The organism is Algoriphagus marinus, assembly GCF_001936475.1.
Taxonomy (GTDB): Bacteria; Bacteroidota; Bacteroidia; order Cytophagales; family Cyclobacteriaceae; genus Algoriphagus; species Algoriphagus marinus.
The window spans coordinates 719,602-732,241 of the sequence record NZ_MSPQ01000001.1; the positions used below are offsets into that span (position 1 = coordinate 719,602).

General features: G+C 38.2%; 10 protein-coding genes. All 10 read right to left on the bottom strand.

Annotation, left to right across the window (positions count from 1 at the left end):
- Positions 1 to 6 precede the first annotated feature (6 nt).
- Positions 7 to 957, bottom strand: coding sequence for a hypothetical protein (locus tag BVC88_RS03065; RefSeq protein ID WP_089153053.1), 951 nt, complete (start codon positions 955 to 957; stop codon positions 7 to 9).
- A gap of 101 nt (positions 958 to 1,058) precedes the next feature.
- Complete coding sequence (locus tag BVC88_RS03070) at positions 1,059 to 2,135, bottom strand: PCMD domain-containing protein (protein WP_075349155.1); 1,077 nt, start codon at positions 2,133 to 2,135, stop codon at positions 1,059 to 1,061.
- A gap of 13 nt (positions 2,136 to 2,148) precedes the next feature.
- The gene (locus BVC88_RS03075; protein ID WP_075349156.1) at positions 2,149 to 2,940 is read right to left on the bottom strand and encodes a hypothetical protein; all 792 of its coding nucleotides are present in this window, start codon (positions 2,938 to 2,940) and stop codon (positions 2,149 to 2,151) included.
- Between the two features lie 169 nt (positions 2,941 to 3,109).
- A complete protein-coding gene (locus BVC88_RS03080; protein WP_075349157.1) occupies positions 3,110 to 3,406 on the bottom strand; it encodes a hypothetical protein in 297 nt (98 codons plus the stop codon).
- Positions 3,406 to 4,701 (bottom strand): DcaP family trimeric outer membrane transporter, encoded by a 1,296-nt coding sequence (locus BVC88_RS03085; RefSeq protein WP_075349158.1) that lies wholly within the window; start codon positions 4,699 to 4,701, stop codon positions 3,406 to 3,408. The genes BVC88_RS03080 and BVC88_RS03085 overlap by 1 nt, the downstream gene beginning before the upstream one ends.
- A 17-nt stretch (positions 4,702 to 4,718) precedes the next feature.
- Positions 4,719 to 6,068, bottom strand: coding sequence for a metal-dependent hydrolase family protein (locus tag BVC88_RS03090; protein ID WP_075349159.1), 1,350 nt, complete (start codon positions 6,066 to 6,068; stop codon positions 4,719 to 4,721).
- Between the two features lie 274 nt (positions 6,069 to 6,342).
- Entirely contained in the window at positions 6,343 to 7,743 is a 1,401-nt protein-coding gene (locus BVC88_RS03095) for a metal-dependent hydrolase family protein (RefSeq protein ID WP_217694737.1), read from the bottom strand.
- A 150-nt stretch (positions 7,744 to 7,893) separates the two neighbouring features.
- On the bottom strand, positions 7,894 to 9,150 hold the full coding sequence (locus BVC88_RS03100; RefSeq protein WP_075349160.1) for a carbohydrate porin: 1,257 nt from the start codon (positions 9,148 to 9,150) through the stop codon (positions 7,894 to 7,896).
- Between the two features lie 142 nt (positions 9,151 to 9,292).
- Positions 9,293 to 9,550 carry a hypothetical protein gene (locus BVC88_RS03105; protein ID WP_075349161.1) on the bottom strand — a complete coding sequence of 86 codons (258 nt, stop codon included), beginning with the start codon at positions 9,548 to 9,550 and terminating at the stop codon, positions 9,293 to 9,295.
- Positions 9,551 to 9,833: 283 nt separating this feature from the next.
- Entirely contained in the window at positions 9,834 to 12,455 is a 2,622-nt protein-coding gene (locus BVC88_RS03110; protein ID WP_075349162.1) for a LuxR C-terminal-related transcriptional regulator, read from the bottom strand.
- Positions 12,456 to 12,640 lie beyond the last annotated feature (185 nt).

Sequence of the window (12,640 nt, forward strand, 5' to 3'; positions counted from 1 at the left end):
GAGCTCTTACCAAGGCAAAGGAACAACTGGAGAAAGAGTTAGGCGGATTTGTTGTTGCGGACCAAAAGCTTCAGGTGATGCAACATAATACCAATATTGCAAACTCATTTTAAAAGGCAACTTGCCAATACTAGTCACTTTAGTTGCACCCGTACCAATCGGAAATGTAAATTTATTACCTTTTGAGGCTTTGTGATTATAAGACCAAGTTGGTGACCCCGTGATTTGCCAGGCATTTGGTAAAGTAACGGTATAAAAATATTGACCAGCAGTAATACTGGCAGATTCTCCTCCTTCTGTTGCAATCCATATATCATCACCCAAACTAGTAAAAATATCATTTGAGCTTGGGTCAATCTTATTCACATTCCATGAGTGATTTACCATAGCACCAAGAACACCCCATTTAAAAATTTGAGCAACCATGATTTCAGGTCCTAACAGAGTATAAGGAGATTTTAAGGCATTGTCTGTTGCCGTTCTAAAACTTCCAAATGCACCAATGATACCAATAGTTTTTGATGGAAATGTTTTTCCCACCGCGATATCAGCACTGATATTTCCCAGATTGGCCCCGGCACTTTTAAAACCATTTGGCCCATATACCGGTTGCGAAAAATAAACAGGAATATTTGGTCTTATAAAAAGATTAGTTGTCTTGTTTAAAGGTACGGGAAGGCTAGGTTGAAAACTCATTGAAAAGCTGTTTTGGCTTCCCGCGCTGGGCAAAGTACCCTTGTAATGCATGTAATCAAAGTTAAAGTTCATGGTACCCAAGACGGTGTTGGGATTCGCCAATTCTTTAGCCAATTCTGCAGCAGTTTTTCCAGTTTCCTCTTGAGCAAAACCAGGAAGTGAGCCTGCAAAAGAAATAAGCAATAGGAATAATTTTAAGTAGAAAGGTCGCATAGTAAAGATTTTAAATTGTTTTTTAAGCTTGAATAAATAGACAAACACAATGGCCTTTTTTTAAAAGGTATATTAGGTGATACCTAGAAGTTGTTCTGTCTTCATTGGTCTAACTAAGAATCAGATTTTTCTAGTCGCACTTTAATTTTTCACTCTTTATAGACCATTTCCACATCATCTATTATTAGGGTACTACCTATCGCTCCGGCAAAATTGGCACCGTCGAAACTGGAGGAAGCCACAAAAATGATATGCGTTGGTAGTACAAATGCAGCGGAATCGGAGCTAACATAAGCTTGGTTGACGGGTTTCATATAATCCGGGAGTGTGCCATCAAGTTCACCGTAAGTAAAGGGAATCTCTATGACAATCATATCTGACTGATTGTTGCTACTTCTAAACCAAGCTGTAGCCAAGCGCTCTGTTTTACCTCCTAATCTTATTTCCAAGAGCGCATAAATATCTAACATGTCGGGGTACCCTAATTCATTACCCTGTTTATCCTTATTTACTTCACCAGCTTGGTACTTATATTTTAACCTCAGTTTCTCAGGTCTGCCACTAAAAGGAGTTCCAAAGTCTATGGCGGCCTGTGGATTAGAAGGGTCAATTTTATCCGAATCAAAAACACCTGTAAATATTGATCCAGTAGAAATGGGCGCACCAAATGTGCCTGCCAGCCTACCATTGTCCAATGTGATCATTTGTGCAGCGAGATTCCCATTTCCCAGATCAAATGGAACAGTAGCTAGTTTGTTCAAAATCTGTGTGCCAGGATTCCCAGTTCCCCATATGGTTGATGCAGCATCCTTTCCGGGCTCAAAATAATCCGAACCCGTTTTATACCATTGATTCAGATCTCCATTATCTAGCTGAGGAGTTGCGGATGCAACAAATGATGTGATGGTCCAAGCGTGTAAACTTCCATCCTCCGCCGTTACAAGAATCTGTTGAGGTTCTCGTAAGTCAAGTATGTCGCCCACTTGCTTGTCTGCTGTGGCGAATGAAGAGAGGTCCAAGTTTTGAATTGAGATGTTAGAAAGATCAACTCCTGCAGGGATTTCAACTTCTACGGTAAATTCATTGGTATTGATCACTGCATTGCTCGCCTGGTTGCTTACAACTATTGATTTGATATTCCCATAGTTTGATAAGCCAAAGAAATCTTCCTTGACACAGGAAGATAAAACTATGGTCAAAAGGAACAGAATGATATATTTTTTCATAATAGATTCTATTTTATCTTTTAGATCCAAAATAGTATGCCAGCCCAAGATTTAGGGAGAGGAGGTCAATATTGAAATCCACATTTTGCCGGATTTCCCTTGATTTTACCCCATCATTGACCTTTTGATCACGGACTTGAAGTTCATAGCCTACCACATTCAGCTGAATCTCAAAGGCAAAGTTTTCCATAGCAAAAAAAGTGATCCCAGGACTGATACCCACGCGAAAATTGAAATCCGAGGAATAGGTCTTATCTACCACATCCAGGTCTTTAATAGTTCGTCTTAGTGTATTGCCAAAGCCAAAGGTCAACCCCACTTCCGTAAAAAAACTAAGGCGTTCATTGTCTGTCAGGGGCACAGAAGACCGGAAGTTTGGCGTAAATTCAATTCCCCTACTGATGGAATTTGACTGAAGGGTATCAGGTTCTCGAAAGACTTCTCCTGCAAATCTATTTTGGTAGTACTTGAAATTTATCCCGGCCATTCCATAGTTACCTGTATAATATCCTGCTCTCAGTAGGAGGTCATAGTTGAGCCGGTCGCCGTCGATGATGTTTTCAAAGAGTCCGATAGTATTGGTCGATTGCTTGTCTTCCAAGCCAAATGCCATTCCTATGTAAATGTTTCTCTTTTTAAAAGGATGAAAATCCTTGTTGTAATAACTGGACATCAATTCATAGGGGGAAGAGTCGTCCTTTTTATCATTCTCTTGGGCCAAGGAGTAGTGAGATAAAAAAAACACCAATACCACGACCACAGAGAGAGTCTTACGCCGAATGGGAAATATGAAATTGTAATTCATATATTTTTAAGAATTTTAGTTGATACCATCAATTAAATAAATGACCGATTGTCAGCCATGTAAATGGCTTTTCTTCTAAGAGTATATTATATCTGATAATAAATTCCATGTTTGAAAGCACCGATTATTAAGGAAACCACATTTAATTGATCAGTGGCAGAATGTCCGATCAAGACTGCATATGGCTGCCTAGAATAAAATCTTTGTTCAGAAACTGCGGTGTTAATATATCAACACCAATTTCGAAACCTGCACCCTGAATGCCATCGAAACAGCCTCTGTAAGTATTAGCTGGAATAATGTAGCTATTGGGTTCCCAACGTAATTCTACTTTGTATTTAGGTTTCGAATAGGCCTTTCCCTCGGTTCCAAAAGGTTCTGACTCATTTATTATTTTAAATTCGTTCGATTCTGATTTTCCATTTGGAACATCACTTTCTTTACAGGCACTGGTAAGGGCTGCCATTAAAATAGCTGTATCCCAAATTGAAAACGGTTATTATTGAATTTTCCCCCGTTGAAATTTTCCTTGGCTGAGTATATCCATTCCACACCAATATTTACATATTTATTAACCCTGTAAAACGTATTAATAAAAGCGAAGGTGCTTGATTTTATATGTGGATTAGGATTATTGGGAATTTCATCACCGACAAACATTCCATATGCGAAATTACTCCTGAATTTTTCGTTCCATTCATGGCGGTATGCACCAAAACCACCATGTTGGTTTTGCAATTCAGTTCGAATTCCATCGAAGTATCCTGTATTGCTATCCGCTCCCAATAGATAATTTGAGGCTCCTGAACCATACAGGCCTGAAAGCGTAAGCTTGTTAGCGTCATTTGGGTTAATTATGATCGTTGCGTTGCTTAAATAACCAGTTGCAAGATTTTGAGAATCATCTGTTAAATCAGCAAAAGACATGGGGCGAACCATTCCCATGATGCTAAAATGAAATATAGATGAAGGGTCAATGCTCAGTGATCCAATAAAATGAGGGTATTTATTCAATGGAGTCATATTAACTCCTTTTAGATCTGAATTTCCGGGATCTTCCATAGAAACCGACAATGCAAGTGTTTTTGAGATTGGGGTGCTAAACCGAATTTGTCCTTGGCGTATAAAGGGAAGTCCACTAATCGTGGGTTCAACCAAACCTTCAGGAATCGCAAGCAAATCCATCACAAGACTCCAGTACTGCCCCATTAATAGTTTTTGACCCTTTTTATTACTCAGTTGTAAATAAGCATGTCGTAAGGAGAATCCCGATTCTCCCCTGAAGTTCATCTCGATATAACCCCGCATTTGTATATTCTTTATGGTAGACCTTCCGTCAAAATATAAGCGCGATGTTTTGGCGCCCATATAAGTCTGACCTTTATAAATATTTTCGGGAGCGAATGTGCCGGGAAGAAGGATTTCGTTTTTTACATTATATCTGGTATCGTATAATGCAACGGCCTTAATAAATCCTCCAATGGCCAGCGAAACATCTGTGCTGGGGAGTCTAATGGCACCCGGGAAATCACCTTTTCTAATAGCCGCTTCGTTTAAATCTCCTATGTTATCGCGTATCGGTGTAATGGAATCAAGCTTTTGCGCATTTAGATTTGTAAAAGCAAACAAACAGACGAGTAAGGCAATTAAGCGGTACGAGAGGCTGGAATCCTTTGTTATTATTAATGAAGACTGAATATGTCCTCCCTGTGTCGAAGGGATTGACGTATTCAGTATTCTTTTAATCCAGGTAGATCTCATTATTTGGGACGACTTATTTATAAAGTATTCTTGTATATTTTACCGTCTTTCATGACCAGCGGGATGTTCTTTCCATCTTCACCTAGGATCGAGACGTCTTTTAAAGGATCTCCATCCACCAACAGGATATCGGCATAGGCACCTTGCTTAATTACACCCAGCGGTCCTTCCTTGTAGGGATGCCCTGGTCCGCTCAATTCAAAGTACTTGGCGTTGTTGGAAGTCGCCATACGAAGGATCTCAACATCGCTGTAAAGGTTTTTAAACCGGGCAAGAAGATCGCCCTGCTGACCGTTGGTCTTCGGTGAAAAGAGAAGGTCTGTTCCGAAGGCCATATTCAGGTTATACTTTTTAACAAGTTTCATTGTCTTATCAAAACCGTCTACGACCTGCATAAACTTTGCATAGCGACCTGGGTCTAATGTCTCTGCACCCGGAATATCTTTGTAAAACGGCTGGATACACAGCCAGGCGCCCTTCTCCGCCATGAGTTTTGCACTTTCTTCACTCATCAGGTGTCCATGCTCAATACCCTTAACGCCGGCGTTCAATGCCCGGGCGATTCCTTTTTCGTTGTAAATATGCACGGTAACGTAGGTGCCCCAGTCAGACGCCGCATCCACGATAGCCTTAAGTTCTTCAGCAGTATATTCATTGACATACAGTTGATCATACAGACTTGACACACCCCCGCCTGCCATAACTTTAATCTGAGTCGCCCCTTGCTTCAGGTTGTAGCGTGTGGCCGCGAGAACTTCATCCACCCCGTCGGCCACCCGGGAGATCCCAAGCTGCTCAAATCGTGGTGGCGCCGCTCCGAAGGCACGCGGACCGTCATACACATGGCTGAAATCACCATGCCCTGATGTCTGGGAGATCAATGCCCCACTGGGGAAAATTCGCGGCCCCTCAAGTAATCCTTCATCAATGGCTTTCTTGATACCAAAAACCGGCCCGCCTACATCACGAACAGTGGTAAAACCCCGCATCAGCGTGTTTTCCGCGCCGACAATCGCGCGAGCATGTAGATAGTCCGCTTCTTCCGATTGACCTTCCTCTAACGTAATAGAAGAGAGCAGCGTATGCCAGTGAGCGTCAATCAACCCTGGCATCAGCGTGCGTCCGCCACCGTCAATGATGGTATTTCCATCAATTTGTGCAATAAATAACGGCTCTTTGGATATTTGTTTGATAAGGTTTCCCTCAACCAAAACATCCGCTTTTTCCAGCTTATCGCTTATTCCATCCCATACATTCACATTGGTGATTAATGTGTAATTGGGTGATGGTTTATCTTGTGCAAATACATTAGTATTCAATAATACTAATGCTACAAGAATACCGAAAATTGATTTCATTTTTTTCATGGGTTATTAGCTAAAATAAAAATAATATTAATGTCATTTTGTGGCTACGGTTTGTCCTTTTTCATATTTGATTATTTTTTGTTTTTATGTAGAGTACCTTTACTAACAAAATTATACTTACCATAAATACGAAATACACCAATAGTGCTAACATCATATTTAATTGCTGATTATAACTCACAAATAATGGGAGTTATAATCAGCATTAACAATAAAACAGTTTGTTGCTTTAATTTGCAATATAGATCTGTCTAACTATTTTAGAACGACTCACTTACAAAGTATTCTTATATACTTTGCCATCTTTCATGATCAGCTTCATTCCTGGGATATCATCACCAGCACGTCCAGGTGCATCAAACCATTTTTCATTAGCGCCAATTAGTGTTAAGTCTTCTAATGGATTTCCGTCTACAATAAGAAGATCTGCATAAGCTCCAGCTTTTACTAAGCCTAAACTACCTTCAAAATATGGGTCTAGAACTTCTCCTGCAAGTTTTACTATTTCACCATTTACAGAAGTCAGCGATTTTAATGTAAATAAATTACCAAAGAGCTGTCCACTTAAATAAATGGAATAGTCAGCTTGCGTTATGCCGTTTTGAAGATCGCCAATCGCATCCGTATTGAATCCCATTTTTGGTTGATATTTATTTACATTTTCAACAAAGTCTTTAGTCGCTATTTTCGCAGACTCATATTTTTTCTTAGACATTGGACTTGTGCGTATATAATCCAGTTGATCAATGAGAGGAGAGAAAGACGTCACGTTTGTGGTCATATATGCTCCCTTTTCTACCATTTTTTTCGCAACATCTTCATCAAACATTAAGCAATGCTCTATAGTCTTTACTCCATTATCTAAGCACCTCATAATTGCTGTCTTGGAGTACGCATGAGACATTACATAAGAACCATAAGCCTCTGCTACTTCAACAGCAGCTTGTATGTCTTCTGCAGAGAACGCATTTAATTGCCAAGGGTCAAATTGTGAAGCAATTCCACCACTAGACATTATTTTAATTTGAGTTGCTCCTTGCATATAGTTTTGGCGAGCTGCTGTTTTAATCGCTTCCGGACTATCAGTCGTATAACTCATGCCATTGCGAGCGGCCGAAGAATGGCCCCCAAAAAAAGTTTCGTTAGGCGTTGTATAATTTCTAAAATCTGCGTGAGAACCAGTTGGGCCAATTATAGCACCAGAAGGATAAATTCTTGGTCCATTTACTATACCTGCATCTATACTTTTCTTTAGCCCAGCACCCATTCCTCCTGCATCTCTCCAAGTCGTAAATCCTGACATTAAAGCAGCTTCAGCTTTTACCGCTCCTCTAATCGCTAATTCATCGTAGCCTTTATTATTTTCAATATCCGCTAGAGTGGAGCCATTCAAGTATAAATGGCCGTGCCCCTCAATTAAGCCAGGCATTACTGTGCCGCCCTTACCGTCAATTACAGTTGCACCTTTAGGTGCTGTAATTCCGGTCTTAACCTCTTTAATTAGGTTGTTTTCAATTAATACGTCTGCTTTTACTAGCTTATCACTTGTTCCATCCCATACATTCACATTGGTGATTAATTTGTAACTGGGTGCTGCTTTTTCTTGTGCAAATACATTACTATTCAGTAATACCAATGCTACAAGAAGACCGAAAATTGATTTCATTCTTTTCATAGTAAATTGTTTTTGGTTAATGTAAAATTTGTGTTAATGTCATTTTTTTGTTACGTTATTTTTTTTATTTTTTGCTTTTTGTAATCATTTTTATCAAATTATTATATTGTTTATTATACCTTGATTTTTACAATAATTATTTTAGTGTGTTTATATATTAATTCGTGCACGTGCTCCAAAAATTGTTGTGAAGTTTGCATTAGGATTCAATGCTGGATTTAACATGAATTGTAGGTTTGGTGAGAATTCAACATGATGTGCCACCTGTATTTTATAGAATATTTCAGAGAGGTATTGATCTTTCAAGCCAGGGCCAAATAGACCTTCATTTGGTCGGTTCCAGTTTAATCCTAATCCAAATACGTTGGATCCTATTACATTATAACCAATTCCTGTACTGACTGAGGCTGTAAAAAAACTGCCACCATCATTTGCCCAGCCCCCTCTAAGGAATGGAAATAATTTATTACCTAATTCCCAGCTAATAGAGCCTGAAAGCCCCCAACCACTAGGAGCACTTGCTGTCTCGTCTACTTGCCATAAGGTTATATGTACGTTTTGTAAAATAGGCATTTCGGAATTCGGTGTAAAACCAACTTCAAAAGTTTTGAGGGTTTCAAATTTGGTAAAGAACGTATCAAAGCTTTTATAAAATTCTTTGGCACTACCATTAGCATCAATTAAACCTCCTATAACATAAATATTATCAGTTAACCATGCGCTAACCATTAAGCCCAATGCACCATCAGGGTATGAACCACCGGTAGTACTGGAACCTGTTGCAAAGGATAGATTGTTAAAACTACTCCAAGGGCTAGCCAATACAAAAATATCAGTCCAATCAGTCACATCCAGAAATCCAGCATAAGCAACAATATTAGCCTTAGCAAATGTTTGTCTCCAATATAGATTACCAACACGCCACCTGTCATTATTATAAACAGATTGCATAAGACCAGCATAACCTACTCCTTCCAACCCCCATTCACGTATTGGTAGGTCGGTGTATTTATGTCTATTTTCAACTTTAAATACTAAACCGCCCTCATGTGAAGTACCTCTCCCAACAAGGTTATACTTACCATAAATACGAAACACACCACTAGCACCAACATTATCTCCAATTGCTTCAGTAGCTGCCATTAGTTGTGAGTTATAATCAGCATTAATAATAAAACCAGTTTTTTTATAAAACCTTTTTTTCAATTGGTCTAAACTGTCTAACCCAGACCCTATATAAAATAATCCTTTTGTAGTGTTGTCTTTATTCATCTGCTGACTCACAGAGTTTGGACCTGAAAGATCTCTTACAAGAATAGTGTCTTTCTTTATATCTTGCCCATAGACAGAATAACTAAGCGCCACTGTAAAAAGGAATACTAGTAAACCTTTCTTTTCGCTTTTCATACTTTTAAATTTATATAACAATATTTTCATACATTTTCCCTTCTTTTCTAATAAGCATTAAGTTCTCTTTATTTGTGAACTGCCAATTGATTTTTCTATTCTTATTATATATTGAGATTTAATTCTCTTTTATTATTAAGTGTTAATCAGTTTCTAAAATGCGTACCGATAGTATTTCGTGACGGATGTCATTTAAGGCATTAAGAATACCCAGAAGAGCGGATTGGTCCGGAAAACATCCAATGAGATTGATTTCATCATTTCCAGGATGCTTTTGAATTTGCATATCACCGACTATGGCTAAAAGTGACGTTGTAACTTTTCCGGAAATCTTGATCTGATAGACAGAGGATTCATGGGGTACAATTTTCCTATAGTCAGTTTGTTCGTCCCTTTTCATTCTAACAATTTAGGGAGGGACCAATTGACTTTTTCTACAACTTAAGTCGCAAAAAGGTAGGATTATCCTGATTTTTCCTCTAAAAACAGTGCTGACGCTTAGTTTTAATTAGTGAAAAATAGAGACTTAATCGATTTTTAGTTAGAAAATATTTTGCCCTTGTTTTCAAAATCAGGTTTGATTCGGAAAAAGGAATGAGTGAAACTTGATGCTTTGAACTCAGATTTCATAAAAAATAAACTGAGATTAATCAGGCAAAAAAATGGGTTATTTAAGATACGATTTACTGATTTCGAATTATTCGCAGCATTGAAGTTCGGTTAGTAACCTCAAGCTTTCGATAAATATTGGTCAAGTGACTTTTTACGGTTACCGTAGAAATATGAAGTTGGTCAGCTATCTCTTTATTTCTGAGTCCATCAGAAATAAGTTTGACAATCTCTTGTTCTCTTATGGTTAATTCTTGAATATTCAACTTTTCTGGATTTTCCTTCGCTGTGCTTTTATTTAGGCCAAATCGTGCAAATGCATGGAAAGATTCGTTTGAGGGATTTATGAGATTAAATAATTCGGGTAAAACTTGGTATGCCTCAAGTATGGGCCTTGATACCTCAGAGCTTTCTGCAAGTAATAGGGCTTTCTCAAGGGACTTTTTTGCAGAATCCGAATCACCTATTCGATATTTTGCAATCGCTTTCAAAAGCGCTATATCGACCGCGTGGTACTTGTTATAAATTTCATTTAGAGCACCTTCAATAGTGTCAAGTACCTCTAGCGCTTCCTTTACCAATTGAATGGATCCGTGAGTTACTATGATTCGGAGCTTTGTTAGTTCAGGAACATCTATTAAAAACAAATACTTCCCTGTGGGTTGTTTTACCCAATCTTGGATTGCCCAGTCCAACTCTTTTTCACCTTGACCATCATGCCAGCGGACCCTTGCTCTTATGGAATCGGAATAATCTTGAAACTTCGGGTTATTCAGGTTTGTGGCCAATTGTCTCATTTGTTCTAGAAATGAATTAGTTGTCTCTTTATCTCTTTTTAAAGAACTAATTAGGGTCAACCCACTTAGTGCATCAAAATAAAGCCGATAATGTAATCTTCCCTCCAAAGTTAACATTTGTGTAAACGCCTGTTTGGTTTCCTTCTCGTTGTGAGATTGAAAGGCAATGGTGCCAAGAAAATAGTATATCCAACATTCTGCATAATAGAAATCGGAGCCTTGGGCAAGAAATTGTAGTTTTTTCGAATCGCTGGCAGCGGATCCAAAATTTCCAGAAAGTAAGTGAATAAAGACTTTGCCTTGAACAGCTCGATATTGCATTATTGAAGAATAATCAAATTTTTCTTGGATTTCATCAAGAGCCTTCAAAGCAAGATCTGATTTACCCAACATTTGTCTGTTAGTGGCAATTATGACTTCCCGGAGTGTACCAAACATGGCACTTTCGTCGTAAAATATAGCTTTTGATTTTTCAAGCGATTCTTCTGCTTTTTTTGGATCTGGGTTGACATAGGTCAAATAGTACCCTAGATGAAACAGGTATTGAGAAAAATCTTTCGGGTTTGAGTTTTCAATCCCAATTGAATCCAACATTTTCAGGATCGAAGATAAATCGGCAAGGTTCCATGTTTCTTCACAAATAAGTAATTCTGTAATTAAGAGATCAACATGAGAATTTCGAATTTGACGGGGAATGTTTTTTATCCATCGCTGCAAAACCCACCACTGTCCTTTTTCCAATAAGGCTTCCCTGTGGATTTTTATCAGATCACAGGCTCTACTGTAGTTATTAGCCTTGACCGAATATTGCACTGCTTCATCAACTAAGCCCTTTTCTGAAAACCACTTACTTATTTGATTATAAATTGAGTTGACTAAAGCCGGTTCACTGCTTTGCAACTGTCTTTGTAGAATATCGCCAATTAAATGATGGAATCTGAATTTTCCCTGCAAATCTCTTATAGGAATTAAGAAAAAGTTCAATTCGACAAGTTGGGAAAGAAAGGTATCAGCTGAACAAGAATCGGCAATAGCAAACTTGCAAATAGCGTTGATTAGCTCTTTGTCAAATTGATCAAAAAGCGCGCAAAGTTGCATTATTCGAAAAAATTTCGGGTCAATGTTTTCACTAATATGAAACATCAGGCGATCTAGATCATGAGCTAGGATATTATTTTCGTTGTTTTCATATTCAAGATCCGAAAAGGATTTTGCCAATAGAAACATTCGAATTGCTAAGACCCATCCCTCGGTATTCTCAAAAAGTGAATTAACATCAGAGTCACTGATTTTCATGTCATAAGCAGTAGATAATAGCTCATGAATCTCAGATTTATCAAATCTGAGATCACGCATCCGGAGCTCCAGCATTTTTTGATACAACCTCAGTTCTCTCAACTGAAATGGAGGATCCCAGCGAGTGATGATTACTACCTGAACATTGATTAAATTTTCATTGATTAATACTTTTATTAATTGGTGTATATCTGGATTTTTGATCAAGTGATAATCATCTAGTACCAACCTAAAATTTTTCTGAATTTGGTTAACTGCATTGATTATTCTGTCTATGATCGCACCCCAGGAAAGGAAGTGCAGTTCTTGTTTGTTTTTAAAAATCTTTTGAATCTTCCCGGAATCCCCAGACCTCTCTAAACTATCAATAAAATAAGAAATGAAAGTAGTAGTATCATTCATACTTTCATCCAATGAAAGCCATGAAAAATCTTTTTGGTAGTGGTTAAGCCATTGGCTGACCAGCACACTCTTACCATAACCTGCAGGAGCCGATATTAAGATCAGTGGCAAGTGCCTACTTTCTTCCAACTTTTCCACAAGATGAGCCCTGTGAATAAGATCTTTTGATAAAGTAGGTCTATTCAGTTTAGTGGTGAGCATGAATCAATTAACAAAATGCTATCTCCAATTTGGAGTAATCTTTCAATTAAGATAAAGCTTTTAAACAAAATAAAAGTAGTGCAAATAAGGATTAATGGATTTTTTCAAAGTTTTTCTCAGTATCCTTTTTGCTTAAAAAATTACTCACGCGATGCGTTCTTTTTTCTAAAATCGAAAGTGTCCCA